This window comes from Streptomyces sp. NPDC026538, from assembly GCF_055567535.1.
This window is the reverse complement of sequence record NZ_JBVHQG010000006.1, coordinates 527,627-550,402: the sequence shown is the minus strand read 5'-3', so window position 1 is coordinate 550,402 and position 22,776 is coordinate 527,627. Positions and strand designations below refer to the sequence as shown.

7 protein-coding genes are annotated in these 22,776 nt (G+C 72.7%); 3 read left to right on the top strand and 4 right to left on the bottom strand.

From position 1 onward, the window contains the following. Positions 1 to 6: 6 nt before the first annotated feature. A complete protein-coding gene (locus ACZ4N4_RS26090; RefSeq protein WP_467592611.1) occupies positions 7 to 13,611 on the bottom strand; it encodes a hypothetical protein in 13,605 nt (4,534 codons plus the stop codon). A 171-nt stretch (positions 13,612 to 13,782) separates the two neighbouring features. Here ACZ4N4_RS26090 and ACZ4N4_RS26085 point away from each other — a divergent pair, with 171 nt between their 5' ends. Both ACZ4N4_RS26085 and ACZ4N4_RS26080 read left to right on the top strand, forming a co-directional pair. Beyond that, positions 13,783 to 14,637, top strand: coding sequence for a hypothetical protein (locus ACZ4N4_RS26085; protein ID WP_453578247.1), 855 nt, complete (start codon positions 13,783 to 13,785; stop codon positions 14,635 to 14,637). 46 nt (positions 14,638 to 14,683) lie between these two features. After that, positions 14,684 to 14,995 (top strand): hypothetical protein, encoded by a 312-nt coding sequence (locus ACZ4N4_RS26080; protein ID WP_046730425.1) that lies wholly within the window; start codon positions 14,684 to 14,686, stop codon positions 14,993 to 14,995. Positions 14,996 to 15,062: 67 nt separating this feature from the next. Here the strand turns inward: ACZ4N4_RS26080 and ACZ4N4_RS26075 are convergent, their stop codons facing one another. From ACZ4N4_RS26075 to ACZ4N4_RS26065, 3 genes are read right to left on the bottom strand one after another with little or no spacing between them, the layout of a single operon-like run. Then, complete coding sequence (locus ACZ4N4_RS26075; protein ID WP_467592607.1) at positions 15,063 to 19,601, bottom strand: FtsK/SpoIIIE domain-containing protein; 4,539 nt, start codon at positions 19,599 to 19,601, stop codon at positions 15,063 to 15,065. A gap of 51 nt (positions 19,602 to 19,652) precedes the next feature. Beyond that, entirely contained in the window at positions 19,653 to 20,831 is a 1,179-nt protein-coding gene (locus ACZ4N4_RS26070) for a hypothetical protein (protein ID WP_467592604.1), read from the bottom strand. Beyond that, a complete protein-coding gene (locus ACZ4N4_RS26065) occupies positions 20,828 to 21,463 on the bottom strand; it encodes a sigma-70 family RNA polymerase sigma factor (RefSeq protein WP_467592601.1) in 636 nt (211 codons plus the stop codon). The genes ACZ4N4_RS26070 and ACZ4N4_RS26065 overlap by 4 nt, the downstream gene beginning before the upstream one ends. A 234-nt stretch (positions 21,464 to 21,697) precedes the next feature. On the opposite strand from ACZ4N4_RS26065, the gene ACZ4N4_RS26060 reads away from it, so the two are divergent. Continuing rightward, on the top strand, positions 21,698 to 22,642 hold the full coding sequence (locus ACZ4N4_RS26060) for a ricin-type beta-trefoil lectin domain protein (RefSeq protein WP_467592598.1): 945 nt from the start codon (positions 21,698 to 21,700) through the stop codon (positions 22,640 to 22,642). Positions 22,643 to 22,776: the final 134 nt, after the last annotated feature.

Here is a 22,776-nt window from a genome sequence, read left to right as displayed (position 1 = left end):
TCCCGATCAGGGTGCCTGGTAATAGGTGGGATTGATGCTCGCACGATAGGCACTGGTCAGATAAAGCGACTGGATCGACTTCTCGAAGATCTTGAAGGGTAGCTGGATCCAGAAGTCGGCGAAGCCCTGGCGGTGGAAGAGCCGGCTGCCCGCGCTCATCACGAACACGTTCTTGACCAGTCCGGTGGTGGCGGCCGTGGTGACCGAGGCGGCCGCGTTGATCCCGCCCTCCCAGACCGCGTCCCCGCCATGCAGCTTCACGGTCTGGCCGTCGGCGTCGGTCACGCCCCACACGGCCGCGTTCATACTGCCGTTGACCCAGCCGGACAGCGCGCTGCTGAGAACGCCGAACGAGAAGTCGTAGGCACCGCCCCGCCAGCGGGTCGGCGTCTCGTTGCCCGCCCACTCGTTGACCCAGGTCTTGTCGTGGTTCAGCGGGCGCCGGGTCCACGGCTTGCCGCCGTCCACGTTGGCGACACCGGCCTTGAACTTGCCGAGATTCTCGAACCCGAGAGCCCGGTTCTCGTGCACCGCGGTGCTCAGACCGGTCTTGACGGTCGCTCCGACCGCCGCGTTGGCGAACGACTTGAGCGCGTCCTTGCCGGTGAACGGCTTGTTCTGGACGGCGGCCACGATCCCGTTGACGGCGAGGTTCGCACCGAACTCCAGGATGAACTCCTGGCCGAACTCCAGCGCCGCCTTCTTGGCCACGCTCTGCCAGTACGGCTCGTAACGCGCCTCGCGCAGCGCCGCGTTGCCGTCCGGCAGGACGGTGCCGGACCAGGGCATGCGCTGGGCCTCACGGGTGGTACGGCCCCAGCCGCGGATCTCGGTGAGCGGGCCGCGGAAGTCGTACTCGTTGCCGGTCAGCCGCCAGCGGTTGAAGGTGTCCCGCTCGAACACCAGGCCGTTGTCGGTGCGCTGGGCGACCAGATCGCCGTTCCGGTCGTAACGGTTCCACTGGCCGCGCCAGGCGTCGGTCTCCAGGAACCCGCCGTTCTCCGCCTTGCGCTCCCGGACCACGCCACCGTGGTCGAACTCCTTCCAGACCGAACCGGCCGGGGTGTTCTGGGTGACGGTGGTGCTGTACGCCCGCACCCGCAGCGGACCGCCGTTGTGCAGCGGGGTCTCGCGCAGGACGGTGGGTTCGCCCTGACCGGTGCCGGGCAGCGAGTCACGGAAGTGGCGGGCGCCGGGCGCCCACTGCTCCTGCCAGGTGCCGTCGTGCCACCAGCGGCGGACCTGGTTGGCCAGGGCCGGGTCGAGGGCCGTGCCGTCGCGCTTGAAGACGTTCGCGGTCCACCAGCCGTTGGTGTCGCGCCAGGCGTCCACGTGGTTGCCCGAGTCGAGCATCCGGCGCTCGCGGACCAGCTGCCCGTGGGCGTCGAAGTCCCGGTAGGAGTCGTCCCAGGGCAGCCGGGAGTCGGTGGAGCCGCGGAAGAACTCCCGCTCGCCGGTGCCGACCTGGGCGCCGTTCGCGTCCAGCTCGCGCCAGGTCCAGCGGCCGGAGTCGGCACGGCCGGAGCCCTGGATCACATGGTCCGGCTGGTTCGGCTTGGCGTGACTCTGGCCGACGAGGTTGCCGTGCGGGTCCCGCTCGACCCACAAGCGGTTCCCCGGCAGCCCGGTGTACTCCCGGACGACCCCGCCGGGCAGCCCCTCGCGGGCGATCCGGGTGGTGCCGTCGGCGTCCTGGTACACGTCCTGCCAGAGCCTGCCCGCCGGGTCGTTCGCGAGCGGTTCGCGGAAGCCCCTGACGTTGCCGGCCTGCCAGGGCTGGTCGGTGGGGTTCGTCGGGGCATGGCCGGGACGCCCGGCGTGGTCGCCGACCTTCAGGGAGGTGCCGTCGTGCAGTTTGCCGCTGAACCGGGCGAAACTCCCGTCGGCGGCCAGGTCCAGGGCACTGCCGTCCATGCCGACGTAGCGCACACCGGAGGCGGTGACGGTGCCGTCGTTCGCCTCCCTGCTCCAGGTGAACAGCTGGTAGGTGTTGTCGCCCCGGACATGGGCGTACGGCGGCCGGGTGTGCTCGGCGCCGGCCAGCCAGCGGGTGCGGACCCAGGTCGGCGGGCGCTGCTCGCGCCAGCGGTCGGTGGTCAGGAAGCCGTCGCCGAACGCCTCGTGCCTGCCGACCTCCTTGCCGTGCGGGGAGTGCCGCTCCCAGGTACCGCGCAGGGTGCCGTCCGGGTTCATGGCGTGCTCCTGGTACTGGCCGGCCCGCTCGGGCCACTCGGCCATGCCCCACTGCCGCTGCGCGATGTCACCGCCGGCGGTGCGGTCGGTCCAGCCGCCGCCGAGGTGCTCACGGGTCCGCGGGCCGGAGGCGATCTCCTTGCCCGCGCCGTCGTAACGGTGCCAGGTCCAGCCGCCGTCGCCGTCGTCGACGCCCAGGGTGTGCCCGGGCCGCCCGTCGAACTTCTGCAGCCCGTCCCGGTACTCGCGCACCGTGCGGCCCCGGCCGTCGGTGTCGCGCCAGCCGGTGCCCGCCGTGTCGTGGTGCCGGCTGCCGGTACCGGCCGGGGTGCCGCTCTCGTCCCAGCGCACCCAGTGGGTACGGGGGTTGGTGCGGGCGAAGGAGATCGTGTCGGTACGGCGGAAGGCGTCCACCACGTCGCCGGCGGCACCGGGCAGCACCCGCCGCTCGAAGACCGGCACCCGGGTCCTGGTCGAGCTGAGCAGCCGGATGTGGCCGCTCGCCGCGCCGGAGAGGTCGGCGGTGCCGTGGTGGAAGGAGCCTGCGGAGGTCGGTGCCCCGCTCCGGGTGGTCCGCTCCCAGGTGCCGTCGGTGTGGTCGACGACGTAGCGGAACTCCGTGCGCCGCCCGTTGTCGAGCACGTTGAAGCCCTGCCGGACCGGGGTCCCGTCGGCGGCCAGATGCAGGAACTCGCCGTGCCGCGGGCTGGTCCGGTCGTTGAACCCGACCCGGGTGGTGCCGTCGGGCCGCCGGACGGCGTCCCAGTGCGCGAGCCTGCCGCCCGCGCCGTCCTCCAGCCAGGCCCCGGGGTGGGCGGCGGTCGGCGGCTGCACGACGAGGAAACGCCCGCCGTGGCCCGCGGGCAGCGGGGTGCCCGTTGCCGTGACGGCGCCCTGGCCGTCGTACCGGGTGAACGAGGTGTCGGCCCGGGTGGTCTGGTGGCCGCCGCCGGGCAGCGGGACGGTCTCCTGGACGAACCGGCCGGTGGCCCGGTCGAAGACCTGGCGGCCGCCGCCCGGAAGGGTGATCTCGATGCGGCCGGCCGGATCGGCGGTGACCGCGCGCGCCGGGTCCGGGGCGAAGGCGTCGTCCAGCCAGCGCGGGGCCGCGCCGAGCGGCCGGTCCAGACGCCCGGCCGGCAGGCCGTCGCGTCCGGTCAGCCGCAGCCCGTCGCCCGTGAAGCCGCCGTTGACGTCGAAGGTGCGGTGCCCGGTGTCGTGGACGGTACGGAAACCGCCGCTGTTCGGGAGCGCGGTGACGGTGTCGGGCAGCCGGTTGCCGTCGGCATCGGTGAGACGGTGGCCACCGGCCCCGTCGGGCTCGGCGAACCGGCCGCCGCGCGGCCCGCCGGCCGGGTCGGCCAGCGCGGTCGAGGTGCTCACCGGGCGGCCCTGGGCGTTGTACAGCACCGACTCGCCGGTGATGTCGTCGATCGTGCGCGGCCGGTTGCCGCCGACCGCGACCACCCGCTGTGGCAGCGGCTGCCCCGCGGTGTCGGTGAGACGGTGACCGCCCGCGCCGTCCGGTACGACGATCCGGCCGCCGCGCGTGTTCGTGGCGGGGTCGAACAGGGCGAGGCCGGTGTCCTGGTAACGGCCGTCGGCCGTGAACCTGCTGGTCGCGCCGCTCGTCTCGTCGGTCACGCGGAAGCCGGCGGAGCCGGGAAGTGCGGTGACCGTCTGGGCCTGCCGGGTACCGGACGTGTCGGTCAGGGTGAAGCGGCCGGTGCCGTCGTCGGCCAGGAAACGCTGCCCGCGCGTGCCCTGCGGGTCGGTCAGCGAGACACCGGTCTCCTGGAGGCGGCCCTGGCCGTCGTGGCGTACGGACACCCCGGTCGTATCGTCGGTGACCCTGATGCCGTTCCCGTCACCCAGGTCCTGCACCCGCAGGTCCAGACGGTCGCCCGCGAGATCGGTGACACGGACGTCGGCGCCGTCGGTGACCCACACCCGGTCGGTCCCGGCGGGGACGCCGTCCCGGCCGGTGAGCTGGACGCCCTCGTCGAGCCGGAGACCCAGGGCGTCCACGCGCTGGGTGACGCCGGTGTCCAGATGGGTGATCCGCGCCGCGTCGCCGGGCAGCGGGAAGGCGGTCAGCCGGTCCGCGCCGGGGCCGCCCACCGTCATGGTCTGCCGCAGGCCGTGGGCGTTGAGATCCGTGTGCAGACGCAGCCCCGTAGGCCGGCCGTCGGCCCCGTACAGCGGCATGTCGTCGGCGATCCGGTCGCCGTTCGCGGTGTACGTGGTGACGGTGTCCGACGGAGTGTGCCGCACGTCGAAACCGCCGTCCGGCCGGGCGACGACCGTGCGCAGCGGGTCCGGGTGCAGCTGCTGGTCGACCACCCGCAGCGTCACCGTGTTGTCCTGGGCCACGCTCCGCTCGACGGTCAGCCCGTTCGGCCCGCTCACGCCCGAGTTGTTCAGAGCGAGGTGGTTGACCGCGGGCGGGGCGGTGTCGGGCAGCGTGTCGAGCTTGCCCGCGCCGAGCGTGGCGCCGCGGTGGGTGGCCGCCACCTGGATCTCGTGGACCCGGGCCTCGATCTCGGTCGGATGGACGCCGAGGTCCTCCAGGTTCCGGTAGGCGGTGCGGAACCGGTCCTGAGCGGCGACCAGTTCGTGGTTGAGCTGGACGTCGAAGGTGCTGACCGTCCGTGATGTGCTGGGTCCGCCCGGGCCGCCGCGCAGCTCCTCGACCCGGTTCAGTTCGATCCGGGCGGACGACAGCTCGACCCAGGCCTCGCGGAACGGCCGGCCGTCGCCGCCGAGGAGTTCGTCGAACCGCGCCGAATCCTCCGCCCACGGCGTCTCCCCGGGCTGCCGGGAGGGCGCGGCCGGAGCCTTGCCCCGGTCCGGCCGGTCCGGGGCCACGGGGGTGGTGTCGCCGTCCAGCCGGGCGGGTGCGGCGAGAGTGGTGTCGCCGTCGAGAAGGGCGGCTGCCGCGGTCGTGTCGCCGTCCAGCCGGGCCGGTGCGGCGAGCGTGGTGTCACCGGCGTTCCGGAGCGGCGGGGTGCCGTCCAGCAGGCTCAGGGCGTCGTTCTGCCGCTGGGCCCGCGCGGACATTTCCATGCCGTCGAGCGTCGTCTGGAGCCTGGTCTGCGTGTGCGGCGTCGTGCCGCCGGCGTCGAGGGCGGTACGGATGCGGCCGGCCAGCCCGTCCGCGCCGCCGCCGAGCCGCCGGAAGTCGTCGAGCAGCCGGTAGGCGTCCGCCTCGGCCCGCACCTGGTGCAGCAGCTGTTCCACTCCGGCCCGGCGGACCGAGTCCGGGCGGTCCCGCAGGAAGCGCCCGGCGGCGTCGGCCAGGTCGTCGAGGGCCTGGGCCCGGCGCGCCAACTGGTCGGCGGGGACGCGGTGGAAGGCGTCCAGGGCCCGGTCGACGTACCGGATCTGCGAGCGGGCGCGGATGCCGTTCTCCCGGTACGTGCTGCGGCGGAAGGCGGCCTGGTCGAGGAGGTCGGACGCGGCCGGGTGAGCGGTACCGGGCGCCGTCGTGCCGGTGGTGTCACCGGTCCGCCGGGGCGGCCCGAGCATGTCGTCCAGCACGGCGTCACCGAGCGGGCGCGCGGGCCGGCCGTCCCCGAGCCGTGTCCCGTCCCTCGGGGGCATCGAGGCGAAGTCGCCGTTGCCGCCCCGGTGGGGAGCGGTCGAGTGGATGTCGTCGAGGTGCGGTGCGGCCGTGTCGGATTCGGTGGGATGGGGCGGGGTGCTGTCGGTGTCCGCGAGGTGGGGTGTGCGCGTCCCGGCGTCGGGGAGGTGCGGTGTGGTGGTGTCGGTCCCGGTGAGACGGGACGGAGGCGTGCCGGTGTCGAGCGGGTGCGGCCGGAAGGTCTCCGTCTCGGTCTCGGTGAGGCGGTGCGGTGTGGTGGTGTCGGAGAGGTGCTGCGGCGGGGTCTCCGCTTCGAGGGGGTGCGAGACGGTGGTGTCGCCCTCCTTGGGCAGTGGCGGGGCCATCTCGGAGTCGGTGCCATGCGGTGCCTGGGACATGGTGTCCGTGTCGGCGTGGTGGGGTGCCGGCGAGTTGGTGTCGAGGTCGTGGGGTGCCGGTGCGTTGGTGTCCAGGCTGTGGGACGGGAGGCCATCGCCGGTGAGCGCGGGGGCCTTGGTGTCGGGACCCGACTGGGTGTGGAGGTGCTGGGGTTGGGCGTGGGCCGGTGTCGTGTGGACGTCGGCCGCGCCGGACCCGGACGGCGCCGCCGTCCTGGTGTCGGCGCCCGGCGGCAGGAACAGCCGGCGGCCCTGGTCCGTGAAGTGGAGGCCGGCGGTGTCACCGTGGACCAGCCCCGCCCTGGACAGGTGCTTGAACGCCTTGTCGAAGGCGGTCCTGCCCAGGCCGACGGCCGCCGTGGTCTGCTTGCCGTCCGTGGAGTTCGGCAGGGACCGGAAGCCGTCCGAGTTGGCGAGTGCCCGGACCATCTTCTTCATCTGGTCGGTGACGCCCGATACATCCTTGAGCGCGTCCTCGGCCAGTTGCGGAAGGTCGCTCAGGTTGGGGCCGTTCGCCCCGGCGGCCGACGAGGAGGTCCCGGCGCCCTGGTTCTTGCCCGGCCTGGGCTGTGTCTTCGCGCCCTCGGGCCTGGCCTGCGGCTTCAGGGCGTCGAGGCGGGTGTTGATGTCCTTGAGGAGCTGCTCGCGCTGGTCGAGCAGGGTCTTCGCCATGTCCTTGCGTTCGCCGACGGCGGCCGCGTGGAACTCCTGGGTCAGCTTGACCGACTGCTCGGCGTGCGGCTGCGCCTTGTTGAGGTTGTAGCGCAGCGCCTTGTTGTTGCCGCTCTTGACGGCGTTGTCCGCCTGCCGCACCCGGTCCGACGCCTCGTCGAAGGCCTTGCCGGCGGCCCGTGCTGCCGGGTCGACCGTGCCGTCGGCGAGATAGCGTCCGTCGCCGTCCGCGTCATGGACCGCGAGCGGCGACGGCCACTCGCTCGTGGCATGGCTCCCCAGCGGGTTGATGGGCAGCCCCGAGCCGAACTTCGCCTCGGGCCGGTACAGCTTGGAGATGACCGACCCCAGGTCCTCCGGACTGCCGGTGCCGGCGGCGAGCAGCTTGAAGACGTCGTCCTTGAAGGCGCCGCCGATGAGACGGACCTCGCGCACCACCGACAGGGCGAGCGCCTCCTGCACATGCGCGCCGTGGAAGACCTCCTGTTCGAAGGAGACCTGACGAGTGCTGTGGTCGGGGTATTCGTACGTCCAGCGGCCCCGCTTGCCCACCTCGTCGAAGCCGTCGTCGTACTTCGCGCTGCGCACGACGTCGTCGCCGACCTTCAGCTGGTTCATGGTGTCGCGGTCCAGCGGGTGCAGCTGGTCGTGGAGCGAGACCCAGCCGCCCTTCTCCTCCAGGACCTTGGCGTCGAAGACGAGCGTGGTCGGCCCGTACCGGGTCGCCATCGGCTTGTCGCCGACCTCCATACGGAAGAACACGAAGTCGTCGTTGCCCAGGTTGGAGGTGTTCTTCGCCGAACTCTTGCCGGACGCGAGGAACTTGACGCCCCGGCGGGTCAGGTCGCCCTGGGAGGACATCACACCGCTGTTGGCGATGGCGTGGTAGGCCGGAGTGGCGTGCTTGATCCGGTAGGGCAGGTTCTCGAGCTTGTCCTTCAGCTGCTGGAACTTCAGCCGGTCCGCCTCCGGCAGGTCCTTCAGCAGGCCGTCCACGTCGGCACGCAGGTCCGCGATGTTCTGCTCGGACAGCTTGCGCACGAAGTCGTGCTGCTGCGACCTGGACAGTTTGTCGAAGCCGTCGAAGTCCTCGAACACCTTCCGCCACTGGGCCTCGGTCCCGGGCAGTACCGCCTTCCACTGCTCTCCGCTGTGCACCTCGCCGAACGCCTGGTTCTCGCGGTAGCGCCGCAGGAGGTCCGGGATGCCGCGCCGGACCCGTTCCACCGAGGCGTCGGTGCCGAGGAAGCCCTTGAGTACGAGGTTGTCGCCCGGCTTCGCCGCCTTGACGGCGTCGTCGACCAGCTCGGCGAGATGGTGGGCCACGGCGGCGACGGGCGTGTGCTGGTTGCGCAGCGTGTAGGTGCCCCCGAAGCGGGCGGCGTCCGTGACATGGCCCTGGAGGGCCGCGTCCAGGTCCTTGGCGGCGTTCTCGAGCCCCTCGGCCAGGCCCTTGAGCTCGGCGGGGGGAGTCACGCCCGCCTTCACCAGGCTTTCGAGCTCGTTGGCGAGCCGCTGGACGGTGACCGACTGGGACTGGATCTCCTCGCCCGTCCGGATGAACTGGTCCGAGCGGACGGGGCCGTCGCCCGCGCCACGTGATCTGACGTCCAGATCCCGTGCGTGGGTCTGCAGTGCCCGGGCCCGGTCGATGTCGCCGGCGCCCGCGAACTGGTCGACGAGCATGTTCAGTTCACGCTGCGAGAGCAGGCGGTTGTCGAGTTCGTGCTGGAGCGCCTCGTCGAGTTCGCGGGTGGCGTCCTTGAACTTCGTGTCCGCCTCGGTCAGGTCCGCGTTGGCTTTCGCGATCTTGTCGGCGTCCTTGCCCGGCTGCGTCTGCGCGATCTCCGCCTGCTGCAGGTCCTTGTGGGCCTTGGTCTGGTCGGCCAGGATCTCGTTCAGCGGCCTCGGCGGTGTCACGGAGGCCGCGCCGGTCTCGCCGTGGGCGGCCACCGCGGGCGGGGGAGTCGCGTCGTTCGCCGTGGTGACCGTGCCGCCGAGCAGCCGGGGCCGTTCCTTGAGGCTGAGCCGGCGCAGAGCGCCGAGGTCGGCCTCCATCCGCACCGGGTCGACGCCGAGTTCGGTCAGGCGGTGGTGGGTGGCGTCGTACCGCCGCTGGGCGGTGTCGACGTTCTCGCGGGCGCGGATCTCGTCCGGCGTGGGGCCGCGGGAGCTGCCCGCGTGCCCGCTGTTCGGCAGCAGATCCTCGGCCCGGCCCAGGTCGTACCGTGCCTGTACATGGTCCCGCCAGGCCTCGCGGCGCGCCCCGCGCAGCGGGTCGTCGAGGTGGCCGAAGAGCGCGTCGACCCGTTCGCCGTCCCGGAACCACGCCTGCTCGATCTCGGCCGGTGTGAGCCGGGGCCCGCGGCCGGGCAGTTCCTGACCACCGGAGTGCGGGGTGTCCGGGCGCGGCGTCGACGTCGTGTCGGGGGTGCTCCGGGCCGGGCTCGGGACGGGCGTGTCGGTGTGGGCCGTGGCGTTGGCCTGGCCGGGGAAGGCGGTGTCTGTGTGAGTCGTGGCGGCGGCCGGGCTCGGGACGGGCGTGTCCGTGTGGGTGCCGGTGTGGACCGGGCTCGGCAGCTCCCTGCCCCATGACGTGGGTGTCGGCAGGGAGCTGAGCAGCTCGTTGTTGTGGAGGACGTGGCCGCGCAGGTCCGCGGCGAGGTCGTTGAAGCCGGTCCCGCTCCACTCCCTGGTGAAGGTGCGCTCACCGCCGGAGATCGTGACGGAGACGGCGTTGTCGTCCACCTTGTGGGTGACGGTGACGGTCATCTCGTCGGCGAAGCCGGGTCGGCTCACCGTGAACGTCTTCACGTTCGGGCCGTCACCGCCCTCCCGTACGACCGCGTCGCCGAGCCCCTCCCAGCGGCGCATCGCGTCCTGCCCGAAGGCGCGGCCGAAGTCCTCGAACGCCTCGCCTGAGTGAAGCCCGGACCACTTCTCGTTGATGAGCTTCTCGAGCTGGCCCTCCGGGATCTGCTCGGCGCGCACCGGGACGACCGTGATGCCGTCCTCGACCCGGGCAGGCCCGGTCCGCACCAGCCGGGTCGGCGAGAGGGTGACCTCCCACTGGTCCTGGTTGAGCGCGAGGGCGTCGTCGGCGGCCTTCTGGTATCCGGGCGGGTAGGCCATGGCGAGCTTGCCGTGGTCGGCCGGTACGTCGATCTCGAAGACGACGCGGTTGCTGTTGACGCCGTTCTTCGCCCACTCCGCCTGGAAGGCGCGGTTGTTGGAGGTCGAGGCGGGCAGCCGCTCCACGAACACGTCGGCCTGGGCGGCCCGTGGGTCCATGGACACGCCCCGCCAGACGGTCATCCGCCGGTTGGGGCCCTCGAACATCAGGTCACCGGCGACCTTGTTGAACTGCTTGACCTTGCCGACCAGGCCCGGATTGGCCTCCAGGGCGCTGGGGTTGACGAAGCCGCCGTACCCCTTCTTCGAGGTGAAGGCGCCGCCGATGACGCCCTGCATGAACAGCTTGGTCTCGTTGTCGGTGGCGGCCCTGCCCATGTGGCCGCGGGCCGCGTGGGCGGCGGCGTCCCAGCTGTCCGCGGACGTGCCGGTGAGCCCGGCCGGGCGCGGGGGCAGCGTGACGTCCGGGGTGGACGACCGCAGCAGCTCACCGGTGGACCGGCTGTAGACGTGGCTGCCGGAGGTGGAGGCGACGACGATCTCGTGCTCGCCGCCCAGCTTCGCCGGCCAGGTGCCGGTGGCGTCGGTCAGGGAGTCCACGGACTTGCCCGCGATCTTGACGCTCACCCCGCCGAACGGGCCGTCGCCGAACCGCACGGTCTCCTCGGCGAGCCGGATGCCGCCCAGCCGCTTGAAGGTCCAGCTGTGCACCACGGTGCCGCCGACGGCGTCCAGCTGCCGTACGACGAAGCCCATGCCCTGCTTCTGCACGGTGTACAGGCCCGACTCGACCGCGCCGCCGTGGAGTTCGGGCGTGCCGCCGCGCGGTGCCTTGACCGCGAGCTGGTGGTCGCCCGGGACCTTGACGACGTCGGGGTCCTTGAGGAGATCGTCGAAGGCGCCGGTGGTGTCGGCGGTGTGGGCGGCCGGCGCGGGGGAGGAGTGGCCCGGCAGCGGGGTGTGGGTCCCGGGCGGGGTGGGGGCGGCGTGCGCCGGCAGGTCCTCGGGGACGTGCGGGGAGGTGCTGTTGGCAGAGCCGGCCAGGCCCTTGTCGGCGTCCGTGTGCGTGGGCGCGCCGGCGAAGGCGGGGCTGTCGGTGGTGCGGGCGCTGCGGCCGGTGTCGACGAGGTCGAGGGCGGCGCTGTTGCCGTGCCCGCCCGGGTGTCCGGAGCCGCCGGGGGAGGCGGGCGCCGGGTCGTGCGGGGCGCCGTTGCCGGTGAACCGGTCGGGGGTGCCGGCGTTCGCGGGGTTCGCCGTGAGCCGGTCCGGAGTCGTGACGGACGCCGGGTTCGTGGTGAGGTGTTCCGGGCTGACCGGGGGTGTCGTGGGCGAGTTGTGCAGCAGTTGCTGCGGCGTGCCGGGGTGCGGGGAGCCGGGGCTCTGGACCAGTTCGTCCAGGTGCAGCCGGGTCTGGTTGGCCGACAGGGCGCTGGTGGTGCGGTCGGCCAGGGCGTTGCCGGTGCCGGGGGCCACGGGGGTGTTGGGCGTGCTGTGGCGGGTGCCGGCCAGCAGGTCGAAGGCCGAGTTCCCGGCGTCGACGCTGCCCGGGCCGCCGTGCCCGATCCCGGTCGGGGACGGGTGGTTCACCGTGGTGGGGCCGGTGAGCAGGCTGTTCGGCGCGGTCACGTCGTGCGGGGCCCCGGGCGTCGGGGCCGAGTCGAGCGCGGTGTGCGCCACGTTCGTGCCGGGGGTGCCGGTCAGCGTCGTGTGGACGGTGCCGAGGCCGGGCGTGCCGGGCGCGTGCACGGCGCCGACGCCCGGGTTGCCGGTGAGGGCGGAGTGCAGGGTGCCCACGGCCGGGTTGCCGGTGGAGATGTCACCGAGGGCGCCGGCGGCCGGCGGCGGGGTGGCGTGGGTGCCGGTGAGGACGGTCGTACCGGGCACGTGGGTGGCGTTGTGCGCGCCGCCCGGCAGCAGCACGTCGGCGGTGGAGGTCAGGTTCGTCGGCGTCGGGTGCAGCCCGGTGAGCGTGGTGTGGGCGCCGCCGGTGACGCCGGTGACCGGCGTGTTGGTGAGGCCGTGGGTGGCGCCCGGGACGCCGGCCGACGCGGGCAGGTGGAGGCCGGAGGCGGTGGTGACGGTCGGCGTGGCGCCCACGCTCACCCCGACGTCCGAACGCCCGCCCAGCGCGCCGAAGTTCTCCACGTGGACGTTGCCGAGCTGCACATGGGGCATGTCGACCAGCGCGTCCACGGTGCGCGCCGCGTGCACGCCGAAGTTGCCGCGGTGGGCGATGGCGCCCACGTCACCGAGGTTCAGGGACGGCGGACGCAGGGTCGAGGTGACGTCCAGATGCGTGCTGGGCAGGTTGAGGTCGAGGTTCCGGATGCTGCTCTGACCCGAACCCGCCCCGAACCGCACCTCGTTCAGCTGGATGCGCGGCATGTCGACCAGGGCGTCGACGGTGCGCGGGTCGACCGGGACCGAGCTGATCGTACGGCCGATGCTGCTGGTGATCGGGGCGCCGAAGACGTGCTGCCCGAGCACACCGCGGTCGAAGAGGCTGATCCGCAGGGCGCGCGCGAAGCCGTACTCGCCGATCTCGGCCGCGTCCACCGGCAGGAAGATCCGCAGCCACTTGGTGCCGCCGAACTCTTGGCCCACCCAGGTCTTGGTCGCCTGCCAGCCCCGGGAGAACGTCTCGGGCAGACCGCGCACGAACCCGGGGATCCCCTTGATGCCCTGCACGATCGTCAGGCCGGCCGTGTTGACCCCGCGGCCGATGATGCCGGGCAGGTTGTGGATGCCGTCCAGCACCCACAGGCCGCCCTTGTAGACCCAGGTGCTGCCCAGTCGGACCAGGTCCTTGAGGCCGAGCAGCAGGGTGGTCGGGCGGAAGCCGTTGGTGAACAGGTTGCGCAGGGCCTGGAAGGTGCCCCGGGCGATGTTGGCGAAGCCCTTGGCGAAGGCCGTCGTGGTGACGCCCTTGATGATCTGGAAGATCGGCAGTGCCTTGGTGGTGGGCGCCAGGATGCCCAGCCCGGCGAGGAAGAGGTCCAGGAAACTGGCGTCACCGTTGGCGAAGTCGACGATCGTCTTGATGAACAGGGTGAGGTTGACGCCGAGGGCCAGCAGCGCGATCGGGCCGCCGAAGATCAGCGCGGGCACGATCAGGATGATCGCCAGCCACTGGAACGCCTCCCAGAACAGCTGGCACTTGGAGATCGGCAACTGGATGTTGGAGACACCAGAGATGCTGCCCGCCGCCGTCGAGGCACCCTCGCCGTGCTCGGTGCCGGCCTGCCGGGCCGTCGAGGCGTAGGTCTCCCGGTCCGGGTCGTCCTCGGACAGCCCGCGCCCCGAGTTGAGCGCGCCGTCGGCCCGCGACTGGAGGTCGACGAGCTTGTCCGCCCAGGTGTTCAGCGCGGTCGCCGCCGTCTCGAAGGACTGCGCCACGTCCTCGATGTGCCCGCGCAGCCGGTCGTTGACCTTGTCGCGCAGGGCGTTGGCCGCCTCACCGACGAAGACACTGTCCCCGGCGGTGTTCATGACCGCGTCGATGGCCGTGCTGATGCGCCGGGCCTCGGAGCCCAGGTGGTTCAGTTCGGTGGACAGGGTCCGGATCTGGTCGGGGTCGCCCGGCGTGGGATCGCTGTCGAGCCCGATCGCGTTCCAGTCGGTCGGGCGTGGCATACGGGTTCCTCCCGGAAGCTGTGGGGCTCGGGGCGGTCACTCCCCAACTGACCACGCCACAGCGCCCGCTGCGGTTCACGTGATGTGGGTTACACCCGCCGTTCCCGGTGAACCGGCGGGACGCCTGCGGCGTGGTCCAACTGACCGGAGTCTCGACTGGGAGGCCCACTCATGGCCGACAGCCTGAAAATCGAATACAACGTTCTCAACGACGCCAAACGGGACCTGGAGAGCCTGGCCGGAGACATCGGCCCGCTGCTCGACAACAGTCTCTTCTCCCAGGTGGGGCAGCGGGACTACGACGGGTACACCTCGAGCGACGCCTTCACCATCCTGGGGGACCAGACCCTCGCGGACGCCGTCGCGGGCTTCTACGACAACGCCAGCAGCACCATGAGCCACGCGGACAAGGGCCTCAAGGAGCTGGCCGGCGCCTTCGGTTCGGTGGGCGAGGCGTTCCTGTCCTTCGACTCGGAACTGGCCCAGGGCATGGGCATCACGGGCAGCAACCTGGGCCTGCAGAACTACTTCCGGGACAAGGACCTGTGGGACTACAAGCAGTCCCACCTCGACCAGTGCGTGCCCGGCCCGGACGGCACGATGCCGGACTTCTGCTCCGCCACCGACCCGGGCGACCCGCCGCTGGACCAGACGATCAACACCGAGCGGGGCAGCGTGCACACGCACCTCACGCTCGACGACCAGCGCCATGTGATCAAGGAGGAGTCCACCGTCACCTACGACGGCAAGACGTACACCTCGGTCACCAACTACTCCAGCGACGGCAATCACTACACCACGGACACCTCCTACCCGGACGGCAGCACCGTCCACTCGGAGACCAACCTCAACTCCGACGGCAGCGGCACGATGGTCACCACCGGCAGCGACGGTGACCGCACCGAGTACACCCGTGGCCCCAAGGACGCCAACGGCAACCAGCCGGACTGGCAGCAGACGGGCGGCAACACAGATGACGACGACGGTGGGGGCAACGACTACAACAGCACCCCCGCCGCCTGGTGACGACCCGACCACCGCAACGAGACCGACAGGAACGGACAGGAACCCCATGGCCAGCTACAACGGCATCAACCTCGACTACCACAAGATCGAGGAGGTCGTGAGCCTGCTGCACGACGCCCACGAGAACCTGCTGCCGGTGCTCAGCAACCTGCGCAACCGGGTCAACACCCTCGTCGACGACGGCATGGTGTTCCAGCAGTCCAGTGAGGTCATCCGCACGACCTACAACAACTTCGACACCAGCCTGCTGGCCGCCGTGAAGGGCATCAACGACTTCTCGGAGATGTTCAACGGCATCAAGGAGAACGCGATCCAGTTCGACCAGGGCATCAGCAGCAGTCTGCAGAACAACTCGTAACTCCCGTACGACGACGAGGGCCTCCCCGGAGTTTCCGGAGAGGCCCTCTCGCTGTCCGCTGTGCCGGTCAGGCGCGCAGTGGCGTGAGCGGCACCTGGACGGCGAGCAGGGTGCCGCCGGGACCGCCCGTCCAGGCCCGGCCCGGATGCGTCGCCGCCCGCACCACGCTGGGCAGCAGGCGCAGGCCGACCAGGTCGCCCTCGGACAGGTTCTTCGGCGCGAGCAGCAGACCGCTCCGGGCCCGCCGGGCGGCGAGCGTCCAGCCGCTCATGCCGCTCTGGAAGCCCTCCGCCGAGGCCGCGTAGACCAGGCCGAGACCCTGGTCGCGGCCGGAGACGGCGAGCTCCTTGAGGACCTTGTCCGCCGCCGAGTTGGTGAGCAGATCGGCGTCGTCGATCATCACCACCCGTGGTCCGGGCAGCGCGTCCAGCGCCGCCCGCACGGTGTCGCCCGAGGGGTCGCTCTCGGTGAGCACGGTGGCGGTGGCGTGCCGGTCCAGGGCGCGCAGCGGCGACTCACGCGGGGTGAGCACCACCAGCGAGGTGCCGCCGGCCAGCAGCGACACGGCGATCGAGGCGAGGGTGTTGCTGCGTCCCGACCCGGCCGGGCCGAACACCCCGAACGCCGAGGCGGTACCGGCCAGGTCCGTGCCGACGGGGCCGCCGTCGTCGCCGCCGACACCGAGCAGACCCCACAGCGGCCGCCGCTGGGCCGCCTGGACCTTCGCGTAGGCCTCGGCGAACTCCACCGAGCGCGGCAGCACGGCCACCTGGAACGGCAGCCGGGCCTTCGGCACCTGGGCGTCCCGCTTGCGGGCGCTCTCGCCGATCGAACGCAGCGCCTCCGCCTGCTCGGTACCGTCGCCGGTGGCGAGCAGCGCCACCTGGGTCTCGGTGCCGCTGAGCACGTGCCAGCCTCGGCCGGGCGGGATGTCGGCCGGGATCTTGTTCGGCATCATGCCGACGGCCTGGTAGTCGCTGCGGTCGCCCTGGCGGAGCAGCAGCTTGTGGTCGTTGTGCGCGGCCATCCGGCCGCCCAGCAGGGAGCGTTCCGAGGTGGCGACGACATGGATGCCGGCGGCGGCACCCTCGCGCATCAGCCGGATGACTTCCTGCAGCAGCTGGCCGTGGTCGTGTTCGTCGAGGATGACCTGCAACGAGTCCCAGCCGTCGATCAGCAGCATGATGTGCGCCGGCCGTTCGGCCTTCGGCAGCAGCTTGCGCAGCTCCGCGATACCGGTGGCGCTGTGCGTCTGGGCCAGGTCCTGCCGTTCGGTCAGTTCCTGGTTCAGCCGGCGCAGCATCCGCCCGAGTCGCTCCAGGTCGTGCCGGGAGACCACCCCTCCGCAGTGCGGAAGCGCCCCGACGGCGGTGAGGCCGCCGCCGCCCGCGTCGATCCCGTACAGGTGCACGTCGGCGGTGCTCGCCACCCGGGCCGCCGAACCGGCGATGGTCCGCAGCACCTGGGTACGTCCGGAGCGCGGCGCGCCGATGATGTACAGATGCCCGAAGGTGGTGAGGTCGGCGACGGCGACCCGGCGCTGCTGGAGCTGCGGGACGTCCTCCAGGGCGTAGGGGATGACCAGGCGGCCGTCGCGGGTGGCGCCGAGCTCGTCCAGGTCGTCCAGGACCAGCCGGCGCTGGAGCGGCGGCAGCCAGGGGCTGGGCTGCTGGGTGAAGTCGTCGAGCAGGTCGGCGGCGGAGCGGATCTCCTCGACGAGGACCTGGAGGTCGGTCGGTGCCGGGCCCTGCGGGGCCGAGGCCGTCACCGTCCGGGTCTCCGCGGGGAGTTCGGCGGGGCGGCCGAGCGCGTCCCAGCCGACGTCCACGGAACGCACGGGCTTGCGGGGACCGGCCTCCGGCTCGGTCGTGGCGGCCGGGTTCTCCCGGGGGCGTTCGGCACCCACCCAGGCGGTCTGGAACGGATCCGCCTGCCGCGGCCCGCGCCGTACCAGGGCCCGGCCGGGCGTCGCCGAGGAGATGTCGACGGCGTCCTTGACGTCGATGATGTCCTGGCTCTCGGTCTGGTCGGTGACCCGCAGCGCGATCCGCAGGTTGGTGTTGGCGCGGATGTCACCGGTGACCACACCGGCCGGCCGCTGCGTGGCCAGGATCAGATGGATGCCGAGCGAGCGGCCCCGCTGGGCGATGCTGATCAGCCCGGGGACGAAGTCGGGGACCTCGCGGACCAGGGTGGCGAACTCGTCGATGACCAGCAGCAGCCGGGGCAGCGGCGCCAGCGAGGGATCGGCGGCCCGCTTGGCCCGGTACTCCGGGTGGTCCTTGGCGTCGGCGGCGGCCAGCACCTGCTCCCGGCGCCTCAGTTCGGCGGCCAGCGACTCCAGCGCCCGCTCCACGAGGTGGGCGTCGAGGTCGGTGACCATGCCGAGGGTGTGCGGCAGGTGGGCGCACTCCTTGAAGGCGCTGCCGCCCTTGTAGTCGACCAGCACGAAGGTGAGTTCGTCGGGCCGGTTGGCGGCTGCCAGGGAGGCCACGAACGTCTGCAGCAGCTCCGACTTGCCGGAACCCGTCGTACCGGCGACCAGGCCGTGCGGTCCGTCCTGCACCAGGTCCAGGGAGAGCGGCCCGTCGAAGCCGCTACCGATGAGGAAGGAGGTGCTGGCGGGATCACGCTGCCAGCGCTCCAACAAGCCCTGGGCGTTGGGCGGTTCCTGGTCCAGCAGGTCCAGGAGGCGGACCCGCTGGGGGAGTCCGGCGTCGTGCTCGGGGCTGACGTCCCGGATCGGGGCCAGCGCCCGGGCCAGCTGCTCGCACCACTCCGGGGAGACCCGGTCGGCACGGACGGCGGGCAGGTCGGGCGCGCCGGGGCGCCGCACGGTCAGCCGGCCGTCGGCCGCGAGGACCACTCCGGTGCTCTCCTCGGGCAGCAACCGCTCCTGCTCGTCCAGACAGACGCTGAAGATCCGCACCCGCGGGCCCTCGGTGAGCACCTGGACCATGCCGGGCACGTCCCGCAGCCGCCGGGCGCCGTCCGCGATCACCAGCACGTCGGGTTCGGTGAAGACCACGTCCCGGTCGTTGCCGGCCTGCCGGCGGCGCGCCTGCACCTGAGAGACCAGTTCGCTCATCCGGGCGGCGGTGGACTCGGGGTCGTTGCCGATCAGCACCATCGGTCCGCCGGCCGTGCCGGGCTTGAGATGCGGCAGCCAGCGCGTCCACGCCCAGTCCGTCACCCGGTCCGGCTCGGTCAGGATGACGACCCTGAGGTCGCGCGGGCTGTGCAGCACGCCCGCCTGCGCCACCAGCCAGCGCGCCAGCGGCTGCACCTCGGCGGCCGGACCGGCGATGCCGACGACGCCGTGCGCGGTGATGTCGACGCCGATCGGCGTGTCGGGGATGTTCCAGCGGATCGAGCGGTGGTTCTCGTCCCGCGCCGGGTCCTCCAGCTCCCGGACCGACGGCTGGTCGACCGTGCCGAGGCGCAGCACCAGGTGATCCGGGTCCCGGCGGCGCCGCTCCCAGAGCCGGCCGCCCGGGCCGGTCGCGATCAGGGCGACGGCCGCCGGGTCCGGGCCGGTCTTGTCGCGGACCCGCCGCTCGCCGACGACCGCGTCCCGGACCTGCTTCTCGAGGACGTCACGGCGCTGTTCGTAGGCCCGCTCGGACTCCAGGAACTGCTTGCGGGCCGCACGCCGGCCGGTCGCCCAGTTCGACAGCATCATCATCGGGCTGAGGAACAGGAACACCAGGAAGTAGTACGACTTGAAGATGCTGACCATGAACAGGCCGAGGACGATCGGGGAGATCATCATCACGGTCGGGAACGGCCGCTTCTGCGGCGGCGACGGCGGCTGCGGCAGCCGGACCCGCTCGGCGTCCAGGTGCGGGGCGATCCGCGGTGGCCGGTTGTAGTCCACGCCGTAACCGTCGGCGGACGGGGTCACGGCCGCGTCCGCCTCGACCGGTGCGCTCATCCGCAGCAGTACCGGACCCACTGTCAGATCCTCACCGGCCGGCCAGGGCACCGGGCCCGGCCCCGCCGGGCGCTCCCGCGGCGGCTGAGGGCGCGGCCTGCGCAGCTGGGTGATGGCGTCGTCGGGCGGCGGTGAGGCGAGCCGGGCCCGGACGGCCGCCTCGGGCTCGTCCTCGGTGCGGTGCCAGGCCGCGGAGCCGTCCGCGCCGACCGTCACCCACAGCCCGGACTCGGGCACCCCGGCGCCCGCGTCGAGCCGCAGCGCGCACAGCGGGTCGGTACCGATCTCGTGGCTGCCGGGGCCGAGCCGCCAGGTGCGCCCGGCGCCGGGCCCGGAGACGATGTGCACCTCGGCGAGGACACCGTCCTGGTCGCTGTCGTCATGGGCCCGGACCAGGTCCGCCGGGCGGGCCGGGCCGCCGAGCCCGAGCAGGCCGCCGTCGCGGATGCCGCTGCCGGAGACCCGGGTCCCGGGGTCGAGCCGGTGGCCGTCGGCGTAGAGGCTGCGTGCCTGCGGGGCGCCGGCCGTGGCCCAGTCGGCGCCGCCGGCGGCGGCCTCGTCCTGGGTCAGGGCGGCGGCGAGATCGCCGACGGTGGCGTTCGAGGGCAGCCGGACCTGGTGGTCGCGGCGCTGTCCGTCCGTGGCGTCCACGGTGGTGATGGTGAGGTTCACGGCTCCCAGCCGGGCGGTCGTTCGTGCGGAATCAGGGGACGGGTACGGCGGTTACGGCGCCGGCGGCGAGCTCGCGGAGACACCGGCCGCACCGGAGGTGCTCGGTTCCGCGAAGTCGTCGTCGCTCTCGGCCGCTGGAGCCGGAGCGGGTACCGGCGCGACGGCCGGCTCGGGCTCGGGGGCCGGCCGGGTGGCCGAGACGCCGGTCGGCTCGGCGACCGGCGCCGCGCCGGCGTCGAGGTCCGGCTCGTCCGGCAGCAGATCGGGATCGGCGGCGGAGGTGACGTCCTGCGGACGCGCGGCCTCGTCGTCCGGGCGGTCCGGGCACGGCGGCAGGGCGGACAGGGTCCGGGCCACCGCCCGCGACAGCGGCAGGACGTCGACCCGGGTGGCGGCGGGTGCGCCGTGCGCCGTGAGCGTCGAGTCCGGCGCGATCTCCAGCAGCCGGGTGCGGCCCCGGGCCACCCCGAGGCTCAGCAGCCGCACACCTGACGGCAGCGGCCGCTCCAGCGGGTCGGCGCACACGGCGACCTCGATACCGGGCTGCCCGACGGTGGCGGTGGCCGTCGCCCCCGGATGCCGGGGGTGCACCCCGGAGGCGATGGCGACCCGGCCCTCGGGCAGCCGGGCGTCCACCTGCGCGGCGAGCGCCTGGAGCACGGCGCGGGCGGTACGGGCGGCGCGCGGCGGCCCGTACACGGACAGCGCGGGCGGGCCGGAGCGCACGTCGAGCAGCACGGCGTGCCCCATGTCGTGACCCACGCACACCAGCAGCGGTGCGGCCGGGCCCTCGGTGCCGTCCGTGAGATCCCCGCGGTCGATCCACCACAGCCGTGGATCGGTCTCGTCGGCCGCCCAGGGCTCCGGCGGCTCGCGCAGCGCGTCGCCGTCCGCCGCAACCAGCACGGCCATCCAGTCGGGCCCGGCCAGCACGCCGTAGGGCCGGACCCCGGGGCGGACGGACGCGGCCAGGGCCGTGGCCCGCTCGGCGTCGGACCACACGGCCGGGTCCCGCAGCAGCCGGACCAGCAGCCGCAGGCCGCGCCGGTAGCGCAGCTCGGTGCGGACCGGACCGGTGAACGCCCGCACGGTGAGGGTGATCTCACGCCCGAGCCGGCGCCACAGGGCCTTCCAGCCGCCGCCCCGCCGAACCAGCCAGCTGGTGACGGCGAGGACCAGGACCAGCACGCCGACCAGGCCGAGCAGGGTGGTGATGGTGTCGGAGGTCATCGCGTCTCTCCCCGGAGTCTCTCTGCTCCGGCCGGGTGGCAGCCGTGGGATTCGAGGGTGGTGCGCAGCGCGCGGATGCCGTGATGGGTACGGGACTTGACGGTGCCCGGGGGGAGCCCGAGCTGGCGGGCCACGTCGTCGCCGGCCTGCCCCAGCAGATGGACCCGGGCGACGGCCTCGCGGTGGGCGGGAGCCAGGGTGCGCAGCGCGGAGACCAGCACCCGGCGGTCACCGACCTGTTCGGCGTGGTCGGGCACGGGTGCCGGCAGGGCACCGCCGAAGTCCGCAGCGTTGATCCCCACCGGGATGGTCCGGTCCCGGCGCAGGCTGTCGACCACGAGGTTGCGGGCGACCCGGAACAGCCACATGCGGATGGGCCGGTCGCGCCAGTCCAGCCGGCCGGCCGACTGCCAGGCCCGCAACAGGGTTTCCTGGACGACGTCCTCCGCGCCATGGGGGTCACGCCCCATCATGGCGGTCACGAAGCGGCGCAGGCTGTCGCGCTCCGCGAGCAGGAGGCCGAGCGTCCGGTCCGCGCCGTCGGCGCGGTCATGGTCGATGAGGCTCAATGCCTCCGCCTTCCGGTGTCGGGTGGTGCTGTTGTGCTGTCGTGCGGTGTTGCTCTGTGTCACTGTGAAACGCTTCCGGCACGAACGCTAGCGCGAAAAACGGAACTTCCCGAAGTCACCATTGCAGCGGACTTCAACAAGTTCGTCACAGGCAACTCCGCATAGGTGGACGGAAGGTGACGTTCGGCGGGATCTTCGTGGACAGGCGTCCTGAGCTGCGCCCCGCCTTGGTTACTGTTCCTGTGTCCCGCTCGTTCCGGGCGTTCCGAGAACTTCACGAGACCTTCAGGAGACGACGTGCCGCCCCTTCGTAAACCCCGGCCCTCGGCGGAACGGTCCGGCAGTCCGGCGGGACGTTTCAGTGACACCTTCGCCCACCGTCCCGCCACGCCCCGCCGCGGGCTGGTGCCGGGCGTACGCGTGTGGGCGACCGTGGCCGCGGCGGCCGGACTGACCGTCGTCGTCGCCCTGGCCGTACCGGTACTGAGCCACGTCGACCTCTTCCCGGACCCGGACACCACACCGGCCGCGGCGGTGGCCCCGGGGGAGCCGACCACGCTGTCCAGCACGTCGGAGTCGCTCTCCACGTCCTCGTCACCGACGCCGTCCCACACCCCCTCCCACAAGCCTGCCAAGACCGGTTCCGGCGGCTCCGGGTCCGGCGGCGGCACGGGCGCCGGCTCGGCCGGGCAGCAGTCCGGCGGCGGATCAGTCAGCTCCGGTTCGAACTCGCAGTCCGGCACGAACTCGGGCTCCACCTCGTCCGGTTCGAAGTCGAGCGGGACCAAGTCGTCGTCCTCGGGCGGGAAGTCCTCCGCCGGGGGCTCCTCGTCGAGCGGGGGCACCAAGACCACCACCGTCCCCGGCGTGGCGTTGATCGGGAACCCGTCCGGCCGCTGCGTGGACGTCACCAACGCGGGCGGGGACGGCACCCGGCTGGAGATCCTGGACTGCTCGGGCGCGGCCAAGCAGAAGTGGGTCTTCCAGTCGGACGGCACCATCCGCTCGCTCGGCCTGTGCATGGACCTGGCCTGGGGCAACACCGCCAACGGCACCGCGATCCAGGTCGCCAGGTGCAGTGGCAACCGCGCCCAGCTGTTCTACCTCAGCTCGGCCGGCGACCTGGTCAGCTCCCTGGCCGACAAGTGTGTGGACGTCACCGACAACGGCACCGGCAACGGCACCAAGCTCCAGCTGTGGACCTGCGCCGGCACCCCCAACCAGAAGTGGCACAAGGGCTGATCTGCCTGTCTGGGGCCCCTCTTCGTCGGCCGCGACCCGGAGAACGGGTCGCGGCCGACGGCGTCGAACCCGGCCACTGCCACCCTCCGAGATGACCGACGCGCGCATTCGGCTGCGCCGGAACAAGTCAATTC